At 67.6% G+C, this 23,192-nt stretch carries 27 protein-coding genes; 26 read left to right on the forward strand and 1 reads right to left on the reverse strand.

Annotated features, from left to right (window positions below):
• The first annotated feature begins 37 nt into the window (after positions 1–37).
• The 7 genes from H4281_RS10225 to H4281_RS10255 all read left to right on the forward strand — a co-directional run bounded on the left by H4281_RS10225 (position 38) and on the right by H4281_RS10255 (position 3,428).
• Entirely contained in the window at positions 38–259 is a 222-nt protein-coding gene (locus tag H4281_RS10225; RefSeq protein WP_182890626.1) for a hypothetical protein, read from the forward strand.
• A 62-nt stretch (positions 260–321) separates the two neighbouring features.
• Positions 322–756 (forward strand): phage terminase small subunit, encoded by a 435-nt coding sequence (locus H4281_RS10230; RefSeq protein ID WP_182890627.1) that lies wholly within the window; start codon positions 322–324, stop codon positions 754–756.
• Entirely contained in the window at positions 753–1,073 is a 321-nt protein-coding gene (locus H4281_RS10235) for a hypothetical protein (RefSeq protein ID WP_182890628.1), read from the forward strand. The genes H4281_RS10230 and H4281_RS10235 overlap by 4 nt, the downstream gene beginning before the upstream one ends.
• The gene (locus H4281_RS10240) at positions 1,070–1,276 is read left to right on the forward strand and encodes a hypothetical protein (protein ID WP_182890629.1); all 207 of its coding nucleotides are present in this window, start codon (positions 1,070–1,072) and stop codon (positions 1,274–1,276) included. The genes H4281_RS10235 and H4281_RS10240 overlap by 4 nt, the downstream gene beginning before the upstream one ends.
• Positions 1,273–1,500 (forward strand): hypothetical protein, encoded by a 228-nt coding sequence (locus H4281_RS10245; RefSeq protein ID WP_182890630.1) that lies wholly within the window; start codon positions 1,273–1,275, stop codon positions 1,498–1,500. The genes H4281_RS10240 and H4281_RS10245 overlap by 4 nt, the downstream gene beginning before the upstream one ends.
• On the forward strand, positions 1,497–1,706 hold the full coding sequence (locus tag H4281_RS10250) for a hypothetical protein (protein WP_182890631.1): 210 nt from the start codon (positions 1,497–1,499) through the stop codon (positions 1,704–1,706). Before H4281_RS10245 ends, H4281_RS10250 begins: the two co-directional genes overlap by 4 nt.
• Positions 1,707–2,027: 321 nt before the next feature.
• Complete coding sequence (locus H4281_RS10255; protein WP_220506959.1) at positions 2,028–3,428, forward strand: hypothetical protein; 1,401 nt, start codon at positions 2,028–2,030, stop codon at positions 3,426–3,428.
• On the opposite strand, the gene H4281_RS10260 is transcribed toward H4281_RS10255, so the two are convergent.
• Positions 3,411–4,076, reverse strand: a complete 666-nt coding sequence (locus H4281_RS10260) for a hypothetical protein (protein WP_182890632.1) — start codon at positions 4,074–4,076, stop codon at positions 3,411–3,413. The two genes, H4281_RS10255 and H4281_RS10260, sit on opposite strands and share 18 nt — an antisense overlap.
• A 74-nt stretch (positions 4,077–4,150) precedes the next feature.
• On the opposite strand from H4281_RS10260, the gene H4281_RS10265 reads away from it, so the two are divergent.
• The 19 genes from H4281_RS10265 to H4281_RS10355 all read left to right on the forward strand — a co-directional run bounded on the left by H4281_RS10265 (position 4,151) and on the right by H4281_RS10355 (position 23,105).
• The gene (locus tag H4281_RS10265) at positions 4,151–5,512 is read left to right on the forward strand and encodes a phage portal protein (protein ID WP_182890633.1); all 1,362 of its coding nucleotides are present in this window, start codon (positions 4,151–4,153) and stop codon (positions 5,510–5,512) included.
• 3 nt (positions 5,513–5,515) lie between these two features.
• On the forward strand, positions 5,516–6,334 hold the full coding sequence (locus H4281_RS10270) for a VG15 protein (RefSeq protein ID WP_182890634.1): 819 nt from the start codon (positions 5,516–5,518) through the stop codon (positions 6,332–6,334).
• A gap of 66 nt (positions 6,335–6,400) precedes the next feature.
• On the forward strand, positions 6,401–6,979 hold the full coding sequence (locus tag H4281_RS10275; RefSeq protein WP_182890635.1) for a hypothetical protein: 579 nt from the start codon (positions 6,401–6,403) through the stop codon (positions 6,977–6,979).
• Between the two features lie 73 nt (positions 6,980–7,052).
• Positions 7,053–7,985 carry a phage major capsid protein gene (locus H4281_RS10280; protein ID WP_182890636.1) on the forward strand — a complete coding sequence of 311 codons (933 nt, stop codon included), beginning with the start codon at positions 7,053–7,055 and terminating at the stop codon, positions 7,983–7,985.
• 11 nt (positions 7,986–7,996) lie between these two features.
• Positions 7,997–8,467, forward strand: a complete 471-nt coding sequence (locus tag H4281_RS10285) for a hypothetical protein (RefSeq protein ID WP_182890637.1) — start codon at positions 7,997–7,999, stop codon at positions 8,465–8,467.
• Positions 8,458–8,775, forward strand: a complete 318-nt coding sequence (locus tag H4281_RS10290; RefSeq protein ID WP_182890638.1) for a hypothetical protein — start codon at positions 8,458–8,460, stop codon at positions 8,773–8,775. Before H4281_RS10285 ends, H4281_RS10290 begins: the two co-directional genes overlap by 10 nt.
• Positions 8,776–8,779: 4 nt before the next feature.
• On the forward strand, positions 8,780–9,136 hold the full coding sequence (locus tag H4281_RS10295; RefSeq protein ID WP_182890639.1) for an HK97 gp10 family phage protein: 357 nt from the start codon (positions 8,780–8,782) through the stop codon (positions 9,134–9,136).
• 3 nt (positions 9,137–9,139) lie between these two features.
• Positions 9,140–9,517, forward strand: coding sequence for a hypothetical protein (locus tag H4281_RS10300; protein WP_182890640.1), 378 nt, complete (start codon positions 9,140–9,142; stop codon positions 9,515–9,517).
• Between the two features lie 67 nt (positions 9,518–9,584).
• A complete protein-coding gene (locus H4281_RS10305) occupies positions 9,585–10,250 on the forward strand; it encodes a phage tail tube protein (protein ID WP_182890641.1) in 666 nt (221 codons plus the stop codon).
• 87 nt (positions 10,251–10,337) lie between these two features.
• Positions 10,338–10,541, forward strand: a complete 204-nt coding sequence (locus H4281_RS10310; protein WP_182890642.1) for a hypothetical protein — start codon at positions 10,338–10,340, stop codon at positions 10,539–10,541.
• Positions 10,542–10,579: 38 nt separating this feature from the next.
• Positions 10,580–10,987 carry a hypothetical protein gene (locus H4281_RS10315; protein ID WP_182890643.1) on the forward strand — a complete coding sequence of 136 codons (408 nt, stop codon included), beginning with the start codon at positions 10,580–10,582 and terminating at the stop codon, positions 10,985–10,987.
• Between the two features lie 107 nt (positions 10,988–11,094).
• Positions 11,095–11,433: a hypothetical protein gene (locus H4281_RS10320; protein ID WP_182890644.1), complete on the forward strand. Its 339-nt coding sequence runs from the start codon at positions 11,095–11,097 to the stop codon at positions 11,431–11,433.
• Between the two features lie 5 nt (positions 11,434–11,438).
• Positions 11,439–18,563 (forward strand): aggregation-promoting factor C-terminal-like domain-containing protein, encoded by a 7,125-nt coding sequence (locus H4281_RS10325; protein WP_182890645.1) that lies wholly within the window; start codon positions 11,439–11,441, stop codon positions 18,561–18,563.
• 9 nt (positions 18,564–18,572) lie between these two features.
• The gene (locus H4281_RS10330; RefSeq protein ID WP_182890646.1) at positions 18,573–19,517 is read left to right on the forward strand and encodes a phage tail family protein; all 945 of its coding nucleotides are present in this window, start codon (positions 18,573–18,575) and stop codon (positions 19,515–19,517) included.
• A gap of 35 nt (positions 19,518–19,552) precedes the next feature.
• Positions 19,553–19,849, forward strand: a complete 297-nt coding sequence (locus tag H4281_RS10335) for a hypothetical protein (RefSeq protein WP_182890647.1) — start codon at positions 19,553–19,555, stop codon at positions 19,847–19,849.
• 105 nt (positions 19,850–19,954) lie between these two features.
• The gene (locus H4281_RS10340) at positions 19,955–21,040 is read left to right on the forward strand and encodes a hypothetical protein (protein WP_182890648.1); all 1,086 of its coding nucleotides are present in this window, start codon (positions 19,955–19,957) and stop codon (positions 21,038–21,040) included.
• Complete coding sequence (locus H4281_RS10345; protein ID WP_182890649.1) at positions 21,041–22,180, forward strand: hypothetical protein; 1,140 nt, start codon at positions 21,041–21,043, stop codon at positions 22,178–22,180.
• The gene (locus H4281_RS10350) at positions 22,180–22,722 is read left to right on the forward strand and encodes a hypothetical protein (protein WP_182890650.1); all 543 of its coding nucleotides are present in this window, start codon (positions 22,180–22,182) and stop codon (positions 22,720–22,722) included. Before H4281_RS10345 ends, H4281_RS10350 begins: the two co-directional genes overlap by 1 nt.
• The gene (locus H4281_RS10355; protein WP_182890651.1) at positions 22,719–23,105 is read left to right on the forward strand and encodes a hypothetical protein; all 387 of its coding nucleotides are present in this window, start codon (positions 22,719–22,721) and stop codon (positions 23,103–23,105) included. The genes H4281_RS10350 and H4281_RS10355 overlap by 4 nt, the downstream gene beginning before the upstream one ends.
• The last annotated feature ends 87 nt before the right edge of the window (positions 23,106–23,192 follow it).

The following is a 23,192-nucleotide window of genomic DNA, read 5'->3' on the forward strand; positions in this document are numbered from 1 at the left end:
GTTCGGAACACGCCTGAGATCCGAGGAGGTTCGCGCCATGGCCGCACCCGACCATCACCCCGGCGACGGCGAGCACCTCAAGGAGTACTGGGCCTACGGCAAGGGTGCCGCCAAGATCCGCTGGAACACCCCCGGCGACTTCAACCGGTGCGTACACCACCTGGGCAAGTACGTGGCCGACCCGCAGGGAATGTGCAACGTCCTGCACCGCATGGCCACCGGCGCTCCGCCGGGCCACGCCCCCGGCGACAAGGCGTGAAGACCTCCACGAGCTCATCTCCGCGCAGCGGCACCCGTTGCGCAGCAACGAAAGGCACCGCAATGGGCCAGCGAGGACCGGTCGGCAAGCGCACCGACGAAATCATGGGCCACAAGACGAAAGCCGAACTCGCCGAACGCGAACAGGTCGCCGTCCCTGCCGAACAGGTCCCCGTCCCCGATGCGGACCCGACCTGGCATCCGATCGCCCGCGAGTGGTTCGAGAGCCTCGGCGAATCCGGCCAGAGCCAATTCTTCGAGCCGTCCGACTGGGCCACCGCGCGATACGTCGCCGAAGCGATGCACCAGCACCTCCAGCGCGGTGCCTCGATGGGAGCCCAGATGTTTGCCGCGGTCATGTCGGCCGCGTCCGAGTTGCTTTCCACCGAGGGATCTCGCCGCCGGCTCCGACTCGAACTCCAGCGGGCTCAGCCCACGCAGCAGGACAACGCCGGAGTCACCGCCATCAACGAATACAAGCGAAGGATCACCGGATGACCAACATCCCCACCGTGAACCGGTTCGTCCTGTACACCCTCACTGCCCTGGACGCGGATACCGTCAACCGTCGCCGCGCCGACGCCGAGAAGCAGCGCATCGAGATCGGCGATTACCACGATGGCGTCGTTGTCCACGTCGGAAACACCGCGGAGGCCGGCCAGACGTTCCCGATGCTCATCGTCCGTGTGTGGGGCGACGCCGAAGACTCCGCGGTCAACGGACAGGTGTTCCTCGACGGGAACGACACCCTGTGGAAGACGTCAGTGCAAGCCGGCGAGGGCGCAGGCGCGTGGGTATGGCCGGTGCGCCGATGATCACGGCGAAGATCGCATGCACGCAGAAGCTCGACAACGGCGGCGAAGGAGAGGACCGGGCGACCGCGGTCACGTTCACGCTCACCGAGGACAACGAGAACACCGGAGTCGTCTCCGCCGTGGTCACCATGACCGTCACGGGCGAGGCGGGAGATCAGCTGGCCTACCGCCCGTACACCCTTCAGATCGTCGAGAGCGAATGATCGCCGCGCAGCTGACCTGCTCCCAGAAGCTGGACGACAGGGGCGAGGGTCAAGACCGGTTCGTCACCCTCGTGTTCACGACCGAGTACATCCTCGGCTACCACGACGATCTCGCCACCGAGATACCCGCCGCTTCCCTCTCCATCACGGTCAAGGGCTCGGCCGCAGACCTGTTCGAGATAGGCCAGCCCTACGACGTGAACATCACCGAGGAGGAAGAATGACGACGCGGTTCGTCCTGGAACGGACCGACGACGTCACCGGCATCACCGGGACCGGGATCGTTGCGGACGGAGTGGTCTGGCCGGGAGGCAAGGTCACGATCGTTTGGCGAGGCCCGCATTCCAGCATCGTGATCTGGCCGGACCTGGAGACCGCACTCGCCGTCCACGGCCACGACGGTGCGACGAAGGCCGTATTCATCGATTGATCCTCCGCTCAGGAAAGAGAGGAGGTGATGCCCGATGACCACCCTTGAAACCCCCACGTACACACCCGTCCGGATCGGACCGACCTGGCAGCGCGACAAGACCGGCCGGTTCGTCCTCCCCGAACGGACGCTCGGCTGGCAGATCCTCGGCTGGACTGCCGATTGGCTCCAGCATGGCGACGGCCGCCCTTGGCGCTACACCAACGAACAAGCCCGGCTCACGCTCTGGTGGTACGCGATCGACCACAACGGACGGTTCGTCTACCGCGATGGCGTCGTCCAACGACTCAAGGGCTGGGGCAGACCGGCAAGGACCCTCTCTTGGCGACCTGGTCGGCGGTCGAATTCGTTGGGCCGTGCAGGTTTTCGCATTTTGACGAAGATGGTGACCCGGTTGCGAAGCAGCATCCCGAGGCGTGGGTCCAAATCGCCGCGGTCAGCAAGGACCAGACGCGCAACACGATGACTTTGTTCCCGCAGATTTTCACCAAGCGGGCGCTTCAGCGGTACCGGATCGATCTCGGCAAGGAGATCATCTACGCCGACCACGGCCGCGCGCGCATCGAAGCGGTCACCTCCTCGCCCCGCGCTCTCGAAGGCGGCCGGCCGACGAGCGTCGTCAAGAACGAGACGCACCACTGGCTTCTCAGCAACGAGGGCCACGAGATGGACAGCGTCATCGACCGGAACGCGACGAAGAGCAATGACGGCAGCACGCGGCCGATCGCGATCACCAACGCGTACGAGCCGTCCGAAGACAGCGTGGCCCAACGGGCTCGGGAAGCGTACGAGGAAGCGCAAGTTCTCGGGATTCCGCACGGGATCATGTACGACTCGCTGGAAGCGCCGCCCGAAGCGCCGCTTTCGATCGAGGCAGCCCCAGCCGTCATCGAAGCCGTGCGAGGGGATTCGCACTGGCTCTCAACGGATCGCATCGTCGCGGCCATCGCCGACCGCCGTAACCCGCCGAGTCGCTCGCGGCGCTTCTGGTACAACCAGATCGTCGCCGCGGAAGACGCGTGGATCGATCTGAAGGACTTCGATCTCTGCCAGGCTGGGGACGAGGTTCTGCCGCTTGCGCCCGGTGATGAAGTCGTTCTCTTCGCCGACATGTCCAAATCGGACGATGCCACCGGGATCGTCGCGTGTCGCCTGTCCGATGGGCTGGTCGGGGTGGTCGGGATGTGGCAGCGCCCGCCCGGCAGCCGCGGTGACGGGTGGCTCGCGCCGCGCGAATCCGTGGACCAGGCCGTGGCCGCTGCGTTCGAGACCTACCGCATTGTCGCGTTCTTCGGCGACCCCAGCCACACCCTGGACGACGAGACCCAGGAACGCTACTGGGACGCCATGTTCGACGAATGGCACCGGCGGTACGGCGCTCAGCTCGAACTGTGGGCCGAAGGCGGCCAGCGGCAGGGACACGCCGTGATGTGGGACATGACCAGTCCACAACGGACCGCCCAGTTCACCGCCGCCGCCGAACGCTGCGCCCTGGAGATCGGCGAACACACCCTTCTCCACGAGGGAGACGGCCGCCTGCGTGCGCACGCCCGCAACGCGAAGCGCTACCCGAACCGCTACGGCGTCTCCTTGTGGAAGGGGCACCGCGAGTCCAAGAAGAAGATCGACCTCGCCGTCTGCATGGTCGGTGCCCGCATGGTGCGCCGCCTGGTGCTCAACAATCCCAGCCGCCGCAGGAAGCGGTCAGGGCGCGTCTGGTGACGACGCGTTCTCCGCTTCGGATCGCGGCTCGTCCGGGCAGTCATCCGAGTTCGCTAGGTCGCGCTCGACCTCGTTGTGCCGCTGCTCCAGCTTTCGGAGTGTGCGGAAGTACGACCAGGGCCGGTAGGGACTCAATGTCAGCACGGTGTAGGTCGAAACGAACTCCTCGATCAGCGCGCTCCATAGTTGCTCAATCCGCGGACCCATCCCCAGCTTTTCCGGTCGCGGTTCTTTCATGGTCTCCATCTTGTGGAGCCCGCTGGACTCGTACATCTCCGCGAGGACCGTCAGCACCTGCACCTTCCCGGGGCTGCCGAGCACGTACTTGCTCGCGAGCTTGCGCTGTCGCTTGGTGAGCAGGTACTCGAACTTGAGAAGGCTCGGGTACAGCTCGGAAATGTCGTCGCGGGTGCTTTCCAGCGCTGCCTTTCCCAGGTGGAACCCGATCCCTGTCTGCGCCAGCATCGCTATCCGGCTGGCCTCGTTCGTCAGGGCGAACAGCTTCGCCATCAGCTTCCGGCGTTCTCGGTTCCCTTCGACAATCCGATCCTTGCGGGCTTCCAACTGCGGTTTCGCCAGGTACTCGATGACCATCGTTACGAATGCCGCAGTGATCGCGCTGACCAGCGCTGTTTGGGCTTGAACCACCGCGTGATCTTACTGCCGACCCGCCGCGAGCACCGGCCTTTTGCATCCACCGCCGAGTTCCTGAAGGGGGCGCGATGCTGAGCCGAACGACCGTCGTGGAACTCGTCAAGGACCAGATGTTTCCCGGCTGGCTCGACGAGCGCGAGCGGCTCGACCGGATCGACCGCTGGTACCGGTGGACCCAGGACGACATCAAGCTGCCCCGGCGGGCCACGCCCGAGCTGCGTGCGCTCGCCGAGATGAGCAAGATTCCGTGGCTCGGTCTTGTTGTGACCTCGGTCAGCCAGTGCATGTACGTGGACGGCTACCGGTCCCCGCTCGATGCGTCCCGTCCGGACGGCGAGGTCTCTCCGGCGTGGAAGACGTGGCACTCCAACGGTTTCGACCAGCGCCAGGTTGCCGTGCACCGCGCCGCGCTGGCCTACGGGTACTCCTACGTCCGCGTTCTGCCCGGCGAGGACCACGAGGGCAAGCGTTCGGTGATGCGCGGTGTCTCGCCGCGGAAATGCTATGCGCTGTACCAGGACCCGGCGGACGACGACTGGCCGATGTACGTCATCCAGGTGGCGAAGGCCGACAAGGGCGGCTACCTGATCTCCCTCTTTGACGAGGAAGACGTCCATTACGTCAGCATGGACAGCTCCACGTCCAAGCCGGAATGGGTCTCCGCGGAAACCCACGGAGCGGGAGTGACTCCGTTCGTCCGCTATTCCAACATGCTCGACCTCGAAGGCCGGTCCGCCGGCGAGGTGGAGCCGTTCATCCCGGCAGCGGCCCGCGTCAACAAGACCAGCTTCGACCGGTTGGTGACGCAGCACTTCAGTTCGTGGAAGGTTCGCACTGTCTCGGGCATGGCGCAGCCGGACACCGAAGAGGAAGCCAACCGCAAGAAGCTCCAGTTGCGGCAGGAAGACCTCCTCGTCGCCGAAGACCCGGACACCCGGTTCGGGACGCTGGACGAGTCGCCGCTGACGGGCTTCATCGATTCGTGGCGGTCCGATGTGGAGGCTCTCGCCGCGGTCACGCAGACTCCGACGCACACGCTCACCGGGCAGCTGGTCAACCTCTCCGCCGAGGCGCTGGCCGCGGCTCGCGCCGGGCTGACGCAGAAAGTCGCGGAGCGGCAGAAGAGCTTCGGGCGCAGCCACGGGCAGACCCTCCGTCTCTCCGCCCTCCTTGAAGGCCATGAGGACGAAGCCCATGACGTGCTCGCCCGCGTCACCTGGCAGGACATGGAAGTCCGCTCCATCGCCCAGGCAGTGGACGCTTGGGGCAAGGCGGCCACGATGCTCCAGGTCCCCGTGCAGGCCCTGTGGCAGCGGCTGCCCGGCGTCGAGAAATCCGACGTGGACGAATGGGAGCGCATGGCCGAACAGGCTGACCCGGTCGCGCGCATGACGAAAACACTGGCAGACCAGGCGAATCCGGTTGAGTGAGCCATGGCGGAGACCGTTGCCGGCGTTCGGCTGACCCAGCGCTACCGCAGGAAGCAGCTCGCCCTGCGGGCGGAGTTTCTTCAGCAGCTGCACGAGGCATGGCCGCTGCTCGACCCGTTGCGCCTCGACGCCACGGCGCGGGCCTGGCTGAATCTCATGACCGATCTCGTCCTGGCGTACCGGGCCAAGTCCGTGGCGCTCTCGCTGGACTACTACGACAAGTTCCGCAAGGCGGAGACGGACCACGGCAGCTTCCACGCCAGCTACCTGCGCGACGTCGTGATCCCCAATCTGGAGCAGATTCGCGCGTCGCTCATCGCCACCGGCCCGGCGAAAATCAAGCACGACACGATGGCAGGCGAGCACGACCTCGACGCCATCGCGCGTAACGCGATGGTGGAGGTGGCCGGCGCGGGCACGCGGCTGGTCGTCGGCGGAGGCAGGGACGCCATCGACGAGGCCGTGCACGCCGACAAGCAAGCCGTCGGGTTCGCGCGCGTCCTCGGCCCGAAACCCTGCTACTGGTGCGCGATGCTCGCCTCGCGCGGACCCGTCTACCGCTCCGCCGAAGTCGCGATCCGCACTACCACGCGCAGCAAGCGCGGCCCCGGCGAGAAATACCACGACCACTGCATGTGCCAGGTCGAGCCGTTGTTCCGGCATCTGCCCAAGGACGAGTGGCCAGAACCCATGCGCGACCTCAACGCGCTGTGGGCGAAGGCCAAAGAAGACACCAGCGGCCGGAAGACGATCAACGTCTTCCGTTCCCTGTTTGAAGCCCGGGGATCGGGCGAGATCCCCGCACAGCGCACGCCGCGCTGACCCCCATCCACCCCGGCCGCCCGTCGCAACGACGCGCGGCCAGCCCGCAATGGGAGGACGTCCCGAATGGACGACGACAACGGCACCGCCAACCCCGACGAGCAGCCGGACGAGCAGACCGACAGCAACCGGGACGGCAAGCCGGAGCACGCCGAGCAGGAGCCCGACAAGGACGGTGACGCCGAGAAGCTCGGCGACGCCGGAAAGCGAGCCTTGGACGCGATGAAGCGGGAGCGCAACGCGGCCCGCAAGGACCGGCAGCAGCTGCTCGACAAGCTCAAGGAATACGAAGACCGCGATAAGTCCGAGTCCCAGCGCCTCCAGGAGGCTGCTGACGAGGCCAAGACGCGCGCCGCACGGGCCGAGTCGAACGCCGCGAAGTTGCAGATGGCTCTCGACCGCGCCCCCGAGGGCGCGAGCCTCGCGCACATCAAGGCCGTGGCCAAGCGGATCTCCGGCGAGACCGAAGAAGAGCTTGAGGCCGACTGCGACGAACTGTTCGGGCTGTTCGCCCCGCACCAGGAATCCATCAAGAAAGAACCGCCAGGGAAGCCGCGGGAACGGCTGTCCGGAGGCGGCGATCCCGACGACGAGCCGGAGGAAATGGACCCGCGCAAGCTCGCGGACTCCATCGGCCGCCATTGATCTCGAATCGCACGATCGCAACGCACGGAGAGCCGCGCGGGCCGCTGGCGGTCCATGACCCGAGGAGGTCAACGTGGCTAACACGTTTCTCAAGGCGAACAAGATCGCCGCGGCAGCGCTCGGACTCTTGCAGCGGGAGATTGTTCTCCCGGCGCTGGTCTGGCGCGACGCAGCCGGCGATTTCGCCCAGGCCGCCGGGGACACTATTTCGATCCGTGTCCCGGCGCGCACTACCGCCCGGTCGCGCACTCTGCGCGGCGCTCGCCCGACCACGAGCGAGGGTGCGGGCATCATCACCATGGACGAGCTGACCGAGACCAAGATCGATGTCACGCTCGACGAGGATCTGTACTCGGCGATTCCGATCACCGATGAGGAACTGACGCTCGACATCACGAACTTCGGGCAGCAGATCCTCGCGCCTCAGGTGCGTGCGGTCGCCGAAGGCTTGGAAAACAAGCTCGCGGCGGAAATGACCGGCGCGACCTACGCGACCACGCTCACCCTCGACACCGCCGACCCGTACAAGACGCTCGTGGACGCCCGGGTCGCGCTCAACAAGAGCAACGTTCCCATGAGCGAACGCACGTGCGTCGTCGGCGCGGACCTGGAAGGCATTTTCCTGAAGTCCGAGCATCTTTCGATGGCGGACAAGTCCGGTTCGGACAGCGCGCTGCGTGACGCCGTGATCGGCCGCGTCGCGGGCTTCGGCAACATCTACGTCAGCAACGCGCTGCCGCCGAACGTCGGTTTTTGTTTCCACCGAACGGCTTACGTTCTGTCAATGCGGGCTCCGGCGATCCCGGACGGAGCGAGCTACGGACGGAGCCAGGCGTACCAGGGTCTCGCAATGCGGTGGCTGAGGGACTATGACTTCAGGAACGTTCAGGACCGGTCCCTTGTGGACACTTACGCGGGGACGAACATCGTCGCCGACGGCCCGGACGGTCCCGACGCCGACAGCGACCCGGACTTCGTGCGCGCAATCAAGATCACCGCGGCGTAAAGGGGGCGGTCATGCTCCCCGCGCTGGCTCCGATCGAGGATCTCGAAGCCCGTCTCGGGCTGGACCCGGACGCACTTATCGGGTCGGAGAAGTCCCGGGCACAGGCTGCGCTGGACGATGCCTCAGCCCTGGTTCGCGAGGAGACTCGGCAAGACTGGGTGGACCCCGTCACGGGCGAGGTCACCGCTCCGGCTCCGCTCGTCCGCGTCGTCCTCGGCGCGGCTCTGCGGACCTACCGCAATCCGGACGCCGAGATCTCCCAAACGCTCGGCCCGTTCGCACGCACGCTCAAGGCTGCGGAGGTCGGGGTGTATCTCACTCCACCCGAGCTGGCGATCGTTCGCAGGTATCGCAAGGAAGCCAGCGGACTGTGGACGCAGGGAACCACTCGGGGCGAGCACTGGGACAGCACGCTCTACGCCGAAGACCAGTTCGGTTGCGAGCTGTTCCCGATCGGGACGGTGGACAAGCCATGGCTGTGAACCGGCACATGGCCAGCGTGAAGCGATACCGGCTCGACCGCTACGGCGACCGGCAACTTGTCGACGCGTTCCGTATCGGCGAGTGCATCATCGCGCCCCGGAGCAGCTCCGAGGGCAACGACCGGTCCACGACCGTCACCGCCGATGCGCAGCTGTTCGTGCCGGCCGTCGCCGTAATCGAACCGTCCGACGAAATCGAGGTCGCCGGCACCGTCTACCAGGTAGACGGCGAGCCCGTACGGTGGGAGTCGCCCTGGGGCGGCTGGTCTCCGCACCTGGCGGTGTCGCTGCGCCGGATCACGGGGTGAGCGCATGGCCAGATACGAACCGGACAGCGCGGGCTTCACGCGGCTGGCCACCAGTCGCCGCGTCTCCCGGCACATGACCGGAGTCGTGGGCCGCTACTGGGCCGACGAACTCCGTGCCCTCGCGCCGACGCTGTTCCATCGCAACACGGGCGAATACATCGACTCCATCACCGTCGAACCCACAGTGGTCGAGATCAACGGCCTGCCGCGCGCAGCCGTGATCATCGCTGCCAACACCCGCTACGCGGCAATCCTGGAGATCGGGTCGAAGGACATCGACGTGCCGCCTCGTCCGCTGACCAAGCTCCTCGACCGGATCGAGGACGCCGACCCCGGGCAGGCCCGGAAACACCGGGGGTGAGCCGTGGAACTGCTCGGCCCGTTCCCCGATGCCGAAGATTTCGCCCTGGCGCTGCTGGAGTCCGCGGGACCGACAGCGCTCGCCACACCCGAGGTGATCGCACCGCCCCTCGTCGTCATCCGCCGCACCGGCGGGTCCGATGACGCGATCACCGACATCCCGCGCATCCAGGTCGACTGCTACGGAGCCACCCGCCGCCAAGCGGCGGATCTGGCCGAGCAGTGCAGGCAGCTCGTGATTGCCTCACCCGCAACGGGTTTCGACCACGTCAGCATCGATCAGTCCTGGACCGAGTCGGCACCAGTCTTCGTGCCCTACGGCGACCCGGCAAGCCAGCGCGTCACGGCGACCTACCGCCTCGCGCTGCGCCGCGCGCGCTGAATCCGGTCCGCCAGTTCTCAGCCCCTGCTCGGGGCTGCTCTCAGCCCAATCGCGAAGGGGGCTACCTATGTCTATTGCGACTATTGCCAGCCGACAGCAGAAGCTCATCCGCAAGGCGCAGGACGCGGCCATTTTCGCCGCTCCCGAATCGGCCGCGGCTGTCGAAGCCATCACCAACGGCGCGTCCGGCGACCTGGTCGCCCTTCCACCTGCGTGGCGTTCTCTCGGCCACCACACCGAATCCGACGGCATCAACTGGACCCGCGACGTCAATTCCGACGACGTCCGTTCGCACGGTTCCAGCGAGCCGACGCGCCGTGACATCAGCTCTGACGTCACCGGACTCGTCGTCCTGGCGCAAGAAACCAAGGCGTTGAGCCTGGAGATGTTCCACAACGTCGACCTCAGCGGGGTCACGCCGGATGCGACGACGAAGGAAATCGCGTTCAACCGGTCGCGGACTCCCTCCACCCGGTACTGGCGGCTGCTCGCCGTCGCGTCGGACGGGCAGGGCGCGGACACCATCTATTTCGCCAGGTTCTGCCCCCGAGCGTCCATTACGGACTTCGCCGAGCAGCCGTGGACCAAGGGCGACGAGTTGCGCTACCCGCTGACCTTTACCGCCTACGTGGACGACGACCTCGGCTACGCCATGCGGGAGATGTGGGGCGGCCCCGGAATCGCTCCGCTGCTCGCGGACATGGGCTTCGCGACCACGCCGCCCACGCCCTGACAGAGACCCGGTCGGGGCGTCGGCTTCACGGGTGGTGTCCCCGACGCCCCGACCGCCCTGCCCGCAACGACTTCTCAGGAGAAACCCATGAAGACCTTTGCTGAGCGCCTCGTCTCTCCCGACGGCCGCGAATTCACCGCCCGCTCGCCCGCGGAATACAACGCGCTGCGCTACGGCCAGGGCTACCGGCCCGCCGACGAACCCGCCCCCGACGCACCGGCGAAGCCCACCGCCAAGACCGCGAAATCCGTGCCCGCGCCGCCGGAGAGCGCGCAGGACAAGACGCCCTGACGACCGTACCGACCGACGACACCGCCCAAGGAACACCCATGAAGAAACTCCAAGGCTGGGACGCCTACGTCGCGGACGCCAAGACCGGCGACGAGGACCGTTCGATCGAGCTGCCCCTCACCCCCGACGAGTCGTACGTCATCCAGTACCCCACGCGTCGACAGGGCCGAAAGATCCGCGCCGCACAGGATTCGGGCGACATGGACGCGCTTCTCGTCGCACTGCTCGGAGACGAAGCCGGACGCCGGGTCGCCGAGCTGTCCGAGGACGAACCGGCTTACGTGCTGGACCTCTTCCTCATCGACGTGATGCGCAAGTTCGGGTTCATCGACGAGGACGAGACCGAGGACGACGACGAAACCCAGGTGACAGAGGGAAAATCCCCGGACCCGGCGGTGAGCACGCCGGAGCATTCGCCGCCGCGAGCGAAGTCCGACGCCGCATAGAGCTTCTCGACAATTTCGGCGAGGAGATCGAGTACGACCTGTTCGAGCGCGGGTGGGACCTGCTCGACTTCTTCCGCGGCCGGAAGCCGTGGAGGCAGCTGGACCGCTTGATCGCCCGACTCCCGCGGCACTCTCACTACAAGGCAGCGATCGACGACGACGAGCAGTTCGCCGCAATCGCCGCCGCGCTGCCGAAACCCGACGACGCGCCGCAGGCGCGCGTGCCGCTCACCGGTTACTCCGACGTCGTTGCGCGCCTGGACAACGTGTTCGACGCGGTGAGCGCCGTGAACGAAACCCTCATCGCCGTCCACACCACTCAGCGCAGCGGTATGCACCGCCCGAACCGGGCACCGCGGCCCGAAACAGCAATCCAGCGAATCGAAGCGCGCCAGCGTGTTTCGCGCCTCGACGACATCGTGGATCGGATGACCGGGGGGAGGTGACCCCCGTGGCGAAGGGTGCCGGTTACGAGATCGGCCGCGCGTTCATCGACGTGGTCCCGTCGTTCGACAACACACAGCGGCGCGTCAACGCGTTCGTGTCCCGGATGCGGCCGATCGACATACCCGCGCGCATCGACGCGAAGGACTTCAGTTCCGACCTGCGCCGCGCGGCCGAACGCGCCGCGAAGGACACACAGGTCGACCTCGGCAAGCCCAAGTTCGATCTGTCCGATGTCGGCAAGCAGCTGGCCGGCGTCGGCAAGGGCCAGAAGGTCGAACTGTCCGCCGACTTGGACACCAAGCTCGCCGATGCGAAGGCGCGCGAGCTGGCCGCCAAGCGCATTTCGCTGCTGGCGCAGGTGGATCTCGACTTGGAGAAGGCGCGCGCCCAGCTCGCCGAGTTCGAGAGCCGCACACCCGACATGGGCGTGGACGTCGACCTCCAGACCGCCAGCGCAGAGGCGCGCATCACGGCGCTGGAGGCCAAGCGCCGACGAGTGGAGATCCAGGCCGACGCCGACACGGCGGCGGCGCAAACCAAGCTGTCGGCCCTCGACGGCACGGTGTCGCGGCTCGACGGCCGCAAGGCCGAAATCAACGTCGAGTCGTCCGAGGCGTCCCGCGCGATCGGCATCATGGCCCTGCTCACCGCGGGCGTCGCCGCGGTCGGCTACGCAGCCCCGGCCGCCGCCGCCGCGATCGCCGCCATTCCCGCCGCGATTTCGGGCGCAGGACAGGGCATCGGCGCGCTCGTGGCCGGTTTCAGCGGCATCGGAACCGCGCTCAAGGCATACCAGGCCGCCGACGACGAGGCAGCCAGCAAAGCGACCAGCAACGCGAAAACGCGTGTCTCGGCGCTCAACGCGGTCGCCTCGGCACAAAGCGGGCTCGCGTCCGCGCAAAGCGGCCTCGCGTCGGCCCGCAGTTCGCTGGCGTCGGCAGAAGCCTCCGCCGACCACGCGGCGGTCACCGGCGCGGAACAGGTCACCGCCGCGCGGGAAGCAGCTGCGCGGGCACAAGAATCCCTCGCGCGGGCACAGGAATCGTCGCTGCGTCGCGTGCAGGACGCGGAACGCTCGCTGGCGACCGCGCAGGCCAGCGCCCGCGACGCGCAGGACGCGCTCAACCAGGCTCGTGAAGACGCCAAGCAGCGCATCGAAGACCTCAAGCTGTCGCTCAAAGGCGCTGCGTTAGACGAGGAGTCCGCCGCGCTCGCCCTGGAGCGGGCGCAGGCCAAGCTCCAGGCACTGAAGAACGCGGGCCTTGGGCCGTCCTCTTTGGACTATCGCGAAGCGGACCTCGCCGCCCGCCAGGCAGCCCAGACCCTCGACGAGGTACGGCAGCGCTACGCCGATCTTCAGAAGCAGTCCCAGCACGCCGCACAGACCGGCGTCGAGGGCGACAAGGCGGTCATTGCCGCCCACAAGCAAGCCGAGCAGGCCACCGCCCGCGCGCAGGACGCGGAGCGGTCCCTGACACAGGCGAGGTCCGACGGGGCGCGTGAAGTCCAGCAGGCGCAGGCGCAGGCCGCGAGTGCTGCCAAAGCCGTTTCGCAGGCGCAAGAGCATGCCGCCTGGGCCAACGAGGCAGCGACGAAGGCGGTGGCCGACGCTCAGCGCGGGCTCGCCGACGCGCAGCGAGGTGTCGCCGACGCGCAGCGGAATCTCGCCGCGGCGGCACAGAAAACCGGCCAGGACGGCTCGTCGGCGATGGACAAGTTCGCGCTGGCGATGTCCAAGCTGAGCCCGGCCGGCCGCTCGTTCGTCTCCTTCCTCCAGCAGGAGGCCAAGCCCGCGTTCCAGGACATGGGCGACGCGGTGCAGACGGCCCTCCTGCCGAAGCTGACCGTCGCGTTCCGCAACCTCCTGGAGCTGACGCCGGAACTGACCGCCGGACTCACCGACACCGCCAACGTCATCGGAGACCTCGCGCTGCGCGGGTCCCGGATGATGACGTCCGGGCCGTGGCGCAAGGACTTCGCCACGATCATGAAGGACAACAACCAGGTCATGTACGACCTGGGCGGCGCTGGACTGTCCATTGCGGACTCGTTCCGGTCCATTCTGGTCGCAGGCGGCCCGGTCATGCGGAATTTCGCGCAGATCGCCGCCAACGGTGCCGAGGCATTCAACGAGTTCATCCAGGGCAAACGCAGCACAGGCGAGCTGACTCGGTTCATGTCGGACGCCGGGGACAAGCTGAAGGACGTCCTGCGGTTCCTGTTCGACGTGGGCAAGGCCGTCTTCGACCTCGCCACGGCGCTTTCGCCGCTCGGGGGCGTGCTCGTCAAGATCGTGGATTCGTTCGCGAAGCTGATCAGCTCATTCAGCGACGCGCATCCGCTGCTCACCAACATCTTTACGGGTGCCGGCCTGGCCGCAACGGCGCTGCTGTTGCTGGGGCGCTCGATCAATGGCCTCATCGGCGCGTACACCTCAGGCAAGCTGGGACTCCGACGGTTCACGACCGGGCTGAAGGAGGCGGCCGAGGGGACGAGCCGGTGGTCCGGCGTCGCCGAGGCCGCCGTGAACCCGATGGGCAAGCTGCGCACGGCAGCCCAGAGCCTGACGGACGCCTACCGCGAGGGCGACCGGGCCACCCGCCAGTGGCTGACCACCCAGGCCAGCGCGAAGACCGCGCCGACCGGCGGCGGAAACGCGGGCGCAGACCTCGTCGCGAAAGCCCGCCAGGTCGACCAGATGCGCAGCCGCCTGGCCGACTTCGCCACCGGTGCGCAGACCATGGCCTCCCGGGTCGGCGCGGCGGCGTCGTCGGCGGCCGACTCGATCCTGAACCGCATCGGCCCGGCGTCGCTCGCGCTGGTGGAGCGCATGGACGACGTCGGCGCGGCTGTCTCGCGCACGACCTCCGCTCTCGGCATCCGGCTCGTGAACGGCATCGAAGCCGCGCGCAACCCCGCCGAGCTGCTCGACCGGACCATGGCCCGGGTCGCGACCGGCGTGGAGAACGCCGGGGCAAAGCTGCGCAGCGCGTTCAACCCGCCAGCGCGCGAAACGGCGGCCGTGCTCGACCAGGGCACCGGTGCCGCTGCACGCATGGCCGACGCCGTCCGGACACGGCTCTCCGCAGGCGTGACGATCGCCGGGAACGCGGTCCGCGGCCTCGGCCCGGCCGTACGGGACGGGCTGACTAACGCCGTTAGCGTCGTGTCCGGTGCAGCCACCGGCATCGGGACGCGCATCCGCGAGGGACTGTCCAACGCGGTCACCAGCGCCAGCGAATCCGTGCGGGGCGGGATGTCCCGTGCGGCGGATGCGTTCGAGGGCGGGCTGAACAGGCTCGCCGGGGCAGCGGGCGGCACCGCGCGCGCCATCGGAACGGGACTCAAGGGCGCGGTGTCCGGCCTGGTCGGCGTGCTCGGCGGTCCGTGGGGAATCGCGATCACCGGCGCGTCGCTGCTGCTGAGCGCCTGGGTCGACAAGCAGCAGGAAGCCGCCCGGAAGGTCCAGGACTACCAGCGCGACGTCGACTCGCTGACCGAGGCGTACAAGCAGTCCAACGGCGTGATCGACCAGAACATCATCAATACCAACAACAAAGCCCTCGCGGACAAAGCCGGGGCCTACAACGCCCGCGCCGCGGGATCGAGTTTCGAGATCTACGCGGCGGCGGCGAACGGCAGCAACGTGGCGCTCGGCAAGGTCGCGGAAGCCTCCGACGCCGCACTCCGGTCGATCGCCCGCGGGGCCGGGCTGACCGGCGAACAGGCGGACAAACTCGCCGGGCTCGGGCGGGAAGCCCTCAACACCGGCAAGGACTACGGCACGCTGGAACGCGACGTCTTCAACTCGACGCTGACGTTCGACGACTACGGCAACACGATCTCCGGCCTCAACAAGGAGCAAACGGCGCAGGTCCGCGCGATTATTGACGGCGTCGGCGCGGTCGGCGAGCAGATCAAGGCCAACCGCGACGCCCGCAACGCCTACCTGCTGCTCGAATCCGCGGCCAGCAAAGTCACGACGCAGACCGTAAAGCAGTGGGAGGCGCAGCAGAAACTCCGCGACACCACAAAGGAATTGGCGGAGGCCAGCCTGTCGTTGCGCGATGCGCAGGCTGATCTGGAGCAGAGTCAGAAGGCTATCGCTCAGGCGCAAGACGACTACAACGCGGCGGTCAAGGACCACAGCGCCGACAGCAAAGAGGCGCGGGACGCGGCCGACCAGCTGACAAACGCCCGCCGGTCCGAAGAGCACTCGATTCTGTCCCTTTTGGACGCTGCCCAGCGCGAAGCCGAGGCGCGCAACCACTCTCTTCCCGAGCTTGAGCGCGAAGCGAAATCCACCGAGGCACGGAACAAGGCCCTGCTCGACTTGGTGAAGACCTACAAAGGACCGCTGCCCGATGCGGTCAAGGACTCCGTCAAGGGCATGGATTTGGCGGGCGCGTCCGCGGCCGGATTCACCGCCAAAATCAACGATCTCGGGCAGGCGATCGTCGAGCTGCCCGACGGCACCACCATCAAGATCGACGCCGACGACCGCCCGGCCCGGCAGAAGATCGAGACAACCCTGATCTACGCCAACGGGCAGCACGCCACAGCGACGCTGTTCGCCGACACCGACCCGGCCACCGGCCAGACGATTTTCTGGCAGCGCAACGCAGACGGCACCGTCGGGCGCGCGCAGCTCGACGCCGCCATCGACCCCGCCACGGGCAAGGTCACCATCTGGAAGGTCAACGCCGACGGCACCAAGGCCAAGACCACGCTCGACGCCTACGCCGACCCGGCCACCGGTGCGGTCGACATCTGGAAGGACAAGGCCGACCACACCAAGGGCAAGGTCACCCTCGAAGCGAACACCAAGCCCGCCGAAGACGCCCTGAACACCTACAAGCGGTGGATGGAAGGGTTCCTCAGCGACATCGGCGTCTTCACGCCGAAAACGTCCGCCACGGACCCGCGCGCACCCGGCGCTCCGCCGCTTCCGTTCCACAACGCCAGCGGCAGCCTGCTGGAGTTCTACGCGTCAGGCGGATTCCGGCAGCTGCAAGGGATGTCGGCGCGGGTCGCGTCGATCGTCCCGCCGAACTCCTGGCGTGTCGTCGGCGACCGGCCCGAAGGCGACGAGGCGTTCATCCCCGTCAACGACTCGCCGCGGTCGGTCGCGATCCTGCGCGAAACCGCGCGGAGGATGGGATTCCTGCTCGCCCCGCTGGCGCAGATGGCCCTCGGCGGCGTGCTGGGGTTCGCCAGCGGAGCCGTGACCACCCCCGCCGCGTCCGCAGGCGCGAGGCCGGCGAGCCCGGACACGGCGTCGGCACTGCCGATGTCGGCGGACCAGCTCGACGCGCTCACGGCCGCGATGGAGGCCGCCACCGACGAAGCCGCCGTTCTCTCCGCCGGCCTTGCCGCGCTCCAGACGGCGGTGATGACGTTCACCGCGTCGGCGCTGGTTCCGCTGGTGGGGCAGATCAACGGTGCCGTGAACCCGGCCTTGACCGCGCTGATGGCACTGCATCCGCCGGTGCGGGCAGCGTTCACGACCACGGCCGCCACGGTCGCCAGCTCGACCGCGAGCATGACCACCGCCACCGGCACCGCGGTGGGGCAGATGGGCGGCTACCTCGCCGCCCTGCGGACCGGTCTCGCGCAGACCGGGCAAGCGTTCGCCGACACCGCCGGATGGGTCCGGACGTCCTGGTCGGCCATCCGCGGCTACACCCGCGGACCGGTCGTCGACACGATCGCCGGCCCGGTGAACGCAGGCTTGATCGCGAGCTGGAACTACCTGGACGCGTCGTTCGGCCTGAACCATCACCTCCAGCCGATCCCGATCGGCTTCGCCGAAGGCGGACAGGTGCGCGGACCGGGCACCGGCACGTCGGACTCGATCCTGACTCGACTGTCCAACGGGGAGTACGTCATCCCCGCCGCGTTGACGCGGCGCATCTTCCCGTTCCTGGAGGCGCTGCGAGCGGGGCAGGCCGAAGCGCTCCAGGCGGCCGGGTATGCCCAGGGCGGCATCGTCGCCGACACGGGCTCGGCTCTCAACGCCCAGATCGCGAAGGCGCAGGCATTCGCCGCGGCGCAGCGCGGGAAGCCCTACGTGTGGGGTGCCTCCGGTCCCATGGGCTACGACTGCTCCGGCCTGGCGTCGGCGATCACGAACGTCCTGCTCGACGCCCCGACGCCGTACAAGCGTTTGGGCGTTGCGGCGTCGGAGCCGTGGCCCGGGTTCGTGCGCGGCCTCAGCTCCGCCTGGGCACTCGGGGCCAGCCCCGTGCACACCGCCGGAACACTCGGCGGGGTCAACGCCGAGTCGACGGGAAACCACGTCCGGTTCGGCGGAGACGCCCACGGCGCGGACGACCCGCAGTTCCGCGTCCAGTCGTCACTTCCCGTCGTCGGCGGGACATTCGTCTCCGGCGGGGGTGCGAACTGGGACCCGGCCGCCCTCGTCGCGAGCGCGTTCGCCGAGACCGCGGGGATGATCCAAGCCCTGCGCGGCCGGTACCCCGGCAACATCGCCGCAAGCACCGGCGCGGGCGAAGCGGCCTACGGAAGCGACCGCATCCAGAAGATCGCCGTGGAGAAGATCTCGGCGAACACCGTGGGCGGCGGCCCGGCCGTGGCCGCGGCGCAGAACTTCGCGCGCAGCGCGCTGCCGCGATTCGGGTGGGGTCCGGAGCAGATGGCCCCGCTGATCGCCCTGTGGCAAGGGGAATCAGGCTGGAACTACCTGGCCCGCAACCCGTCCTCGGGCGCGTACGGCATCCCGCAGGCCCTCCCGCCGGAGAAAATGAGCAGCGTCGCGCCGGACTGGCGCACTAACGCCGCCACCCAGATCCTGTGGGGCCTGGGCTACATCCGGGATCGGCCCGACTACGGCAGCCCCGCAGCCGCCTATGCGAAATGGCGATCTCGCAGTCCGCACTGGTACGACGACGGCGGATGGCTCCCGCCCGGCTACTCCACCGTGGCCAACCACACCGGGAAACCCGAAGCCGTTCTCACCCAGGACCAGTGGAACGCCCTCACCTCCATGGCAGGACTTCAGCGCGGCGGAGGCGGGCGTTCGGTCACCGTCAACGCCCGCACCGACGCCAGCCCCGAGCACATCGCCCACGTGGTCGACCGCCACCTGTCCATCGGCTCAAGGCTCTAGGGAGGCGGCATGCTCGGCGGGCAAGTCTGGACCCTGGAGAACATCCGCTTCCACCACGCCTACGACGTGCGCGACGCCGACGGCGTGCAATGGATTCTGACGAAAGAGGAAGGGTTCTGGGGCACGCCAGGAACCAACGCCACCCTCTCACCGCGGCTGAACAAACACGGCCAGTTCCGCAGTCCCGGCTGGAAAAAAGAGCGCACCGTCACCCTCACCGGCCGGTGCTATCACCCCGATTACGAAGTCCTGCGGCGGGCCGAAGCCAACGTGCTCGGCCTGCTGTCGGACCCCCGCGCACCAGGCACGCTCACGTGCTACAGCGAAATCGGGGTGCTGAGCCTGGACGTGTTCCTCGACGACGCGATCCTCTGCACCCCGCTGGACATCGTGTCCGAACCCGGAATCGAGTTCTCAATCCAGCTGGTGGCACCCGATCCGAGGAAATACTCGCCGGAGACCCAGGTTCAGACCGTCGGTCTCCCGCAGGACACCGGAGACGGCCTCGACTTCAGCCAGGTCGTCAGTCCCGAGGTCGACAGCGGACTTTACTTCGGACTGGGCAGCAGCACCACAGGCTTGACGTTCGGCACATTCAACGGCGTCGGCTTCATGACCTTGAGCAACCCTGGCACCGCCCCGGCGACGCCGGTCTTCACGCTCTACGGACCGCTGACGAGTCCCGTGCTGACCACGTCGACCGGATATTCGCTGCGCTACAACGGGACCCTCGGCGCGAACGACTACGTCACGATCGATCCCGCCGTCCCGGCGGTCGTCCTCAACGGACAGACCTCCCGGCGGGAGCTGCTGTACCCGGCCAACTTCGAGGCGTTCAACGTCCCTCCGGCCGTCGCCGGGCAGCCCGGCACGCTCAGCGTCGGCCTCGCCCACTCCGGTGCCTCGACGGCAGGCGGGTACGCCACCGCGGCCTACCGCGCCTATTGGTTCTGAGCCAGAAAACCCTTATGAACAAAGGAGAATAGCCCATGGGCGTCTACTCCAACGAGCCCGACCCTCCCCAGTACTTCCAAGTGGTCGACACCCACGACTGCGTCCAGTACACCGACCCCGCCCAGGCGCAGTGGTTCATGGACCGCATCAATTTCGCCTACGGCGGCGACACTGACGCACGCCTGGACGGCGATGTCGTCAGGTGGTTCGGCTACTACCGGCTGAACCTGACCGACTGGCTCTACAACGGCGTCGTGCCGATGACTGACGAGGTGCTGCGCGCCAGCCAGTTCCGGCCGGTCACCCAGATTTTCCCCACGGCAGGAGCGTAATCCATGGTCTCCCAGGGAGCTGTGGCTCAGAGCGCTGTTGACCCCTGGGCCGTGCAGTCCCGTGTCGGACTGACAGACGCACGGCTGGCGCTGTCCAGCGTTCTCATGCCGCGACCGAACCTCAGCTACATCGACTACCGCTCCGGCGTCATGGCGTCCGGCGACAGCGGCAGCACAACCGGCACCCCGACGCACATGGCGATGCGCGTCGCACCCGTCGCGAATGCCCTGTCGGTGACCGTCGAGATGGGCAACGCCGTCATCAACACCCCGGGGCAGGGCGCGTACATGTGCGCGCTGGATAGTCAGAAGACTCTCGCGCTCGCGGCGGCCAGCTCCACGCAGAACCGGGTGGACCTCGTCGTCGCGCGCGTGTACGACGACCTGAACACCTCCATCTCCAGCCCGTCAGGGACGCGGAAGTTCTGCGTCGAGGTGTGGCAGGGGGACTACTCGTCCGGCGCGCCGACGACGCCGACCCCGACGCCGACGAACGGGTGGACGCCGCTCGCCGCCATCACGGTCAACAAGGGAGCCACGTCCCTCACCGCGGCGAACATCCAGGACTTGCGCGGACCGGGACTGGTTGCGCGCGGCGGGATGCGCGCGCTGTACGGGGCGGACGCAAAGACCGGCAGTCCAGCCTTCACCGAAGCCGGGTCATACCCCGGCGAACAGCGATGGGTGCACGCACCCGGCTTCCAGCATCAGGTGTATTACGGTTCGCAGACAGGCTGGCGCGGGGTGTCCAACTGCATCTTCTACTACGGTGCCGCACCGCCGGGCGAATACTCGTTCGTCGGCGGTTTCGGGGTCGCACGGGAGATCTGCCGCGTCACTGTCGCCGACCCCGGAATGCCGTATTTCATCTATCCGAGCGGCAAGGCGGCCATCACGCTGTCCGCCAACAGTGCTGCGGACCTGCGCATCACCACCGGTTCCCTGAACGGCCCCGTCGTCTTCTGGAGTCGATTTCACACCTACGGCACGAGCGTGGACAAGCTGTGCGTGCCGAACGTCGCCCCGACGTATTTCGGACCGCTGACCGGATCGACGGACATCGTGCTGTCGTGCGGAATGCGCGACAGCAACAACCAGTACAGCGGGTTCGGATTCCGCGGCAACGACGCGGGCGCGAACATCGTCACGTCGATTGTCTTCCCGGCGACCGCCCAGCCTCCGGCGGTGTAGATGGCGACCTGGCGCGTCCTCATCGCCGACACGGTCACCGGCACGATCCTCTCCGACGTGACCCCGCGCGATCTGCCGAGCTTTTCCCGGAAGGTGACCGACAAGGGTTCGTGGACCGTCAACGTCATGCCGGAGGACCGCGCGAACTCCGCTGTGGACCTTCACGCCTGTGTGGACGCGGGCCGGTACACGTGGATCGTCGCGTGCGACGACTACATCTGCCAGGCCGGGCCGACGTTCACCTACCAGTACGACGAGAACACCCGCAACCTCTCCGTCTCCGGAGCGGGGATTCAGAGCCTGTTCGACCGCCGGGTCCTGCGCAACCCGGCGGGACCGGCGAACAACATCGTGCACGTCAACAACGATCTCGTGCTGAACGGCTACACGCTCCGCGGAATCGCCCGCGAAATCGTGGCCGCCAACCTCGCGCAAGTCGGCTACGGCCTGCCGATCGACGTCCCCGCCGCCGAAGCCGGCACCAGCACCCGGACCTACTACGGCTACGACCTGGCCACGGTCTGGGACAGGCTCAACGAGCTGTCCAAAGTAGACAAAGGGCCGGAGCTCGACTTCCGCCCCTACATCACGCCGTCGGGCAACCAGATCCGCTGGGAGCTGCTCATCGGCAGCCCCAAACTCGGAAACCAGACCTCCACCAGCGTGTGGGACTACGGAGGCGCTCTCGGGCAGATCGACGTCGACACCAACGGCGCGGCCTCGCCGTGCGTCAAGGCGTGGGTGCGAGGCAGCGGCACCGAAAGGACCATGCTCGCGGGCTACGCGAGCAACGACACCCTCATCTCCCTGGGCTACCCGCCGACCGACTACGTGGACAACGACCACACCTCCGTCGTCCTGAAGCCCACATTGGACGCGTACGCCATCGCCGATCTCGCGCAGTTCAGCGCCCCCAGCGAGACGTGGAAATGCAACGTCCGCGTGGACGGCCTGAGCAGCCGAGGAGTCCTTGTTTCGCCGAAGCTCGGCGGCTGGTCGCCGGGCGATGCACCGATCTTCGGCGTCAGCGGCCACCCGTGGATCAAGGACGGTCAGTACCGCCGTCGCATCCTCGGATTCAGCAACGACACCGAAAGCACGGTGTCGCTCGAACTACAGGAAACTCTGGCGGTGAACTGATGACCCAACCGCCGGGAACCGGCTCGCTCGTCGACCAGCTCAACGACCTGCGCCGCCAAGTCGCCGAACTGGCGCGCAAGGCACCCTCGATGCCCGCGTGCCGCGCCGCGTTGACCCTCAGCACGGTGAAGATCGGGTCAGGCGACACGTTCGCCCAGGCGAACTGGGGAGCCGCCGAGGACCCGTTCGGCTGGTTCACACCGGCCGCGGGCGGCAACTTCAGCTACATCACGGTGGGGCTCAGCGGCTACTACCAGCTGACCTACCGCAGCACGACCACCGGACTCGCCTCCGGTGCTGTCGCGGGCAGCAAGGTGACGCTCAACGCCGGTAACGTAGCGAACTCGGTGGCCTCGGATCTCGTCGTCAGCTCCGGGCAGGCAGAGGGGTGCGTGCAGAGCGCTTTCCGGGCGCGGATTCCGCTGTCGGCCGGCGACCGGATCTTCTGGAGCAACTACTGCTCCACGACCACCGGTTCCCTGGTGGCCTCCAGCTTCGGCATCCCCACTGAGTGCACGGTCCAGTTCATCTCGTCGCGATGATGACGCTCGCCGCGGACGGCGGCACCCTCGACAACGTCACGACGTGGGTCAACTTCGGCGTGCTCGGCCTGGTGTTCCTCGCGGTCATGACCGGCTGGATCTGGGCGAAGCCCAGCGTCGACCGGCTCATCGAAGAGCGCGACCGCGCCATCAAAGAACGCGAGAAGTCCGACGCCCAGCGCGACGCGATGGCCCAAGTCCTGCAAGAGCGGCTCCTGCCGGTCGTCGGCGACTTCATTTCCACGACGCGGGCGCTCATGCCTGTCCTGCAACAGCTCCAGGCGCTTCAGCAGATGATCCCGATCCTTCAGGAGCTGATCCGATCCAGCGAGGTATCGAGTGACCCCAAGGAAAAACGGCGACGCGGCAAACGCTCCTCGTGAATACCGGCCCGAGGAAGTAGAGGCCCTCACCGAGAAGGCCGCCGAGCTGCTCGACGAACTCCACCAGGTCATGACCGAGATGTCCGA

This window comes from Amycolatopsis dendrobii, assembly GCF_014145675.1.
GTDB classification, from domain to species: Bacteria; Actinomycetota; Actinomycetes; order Mycobacteriales; family Pseudonocardiaceae; genus Amycolatopsis; species Amycolatopsis dendrobii.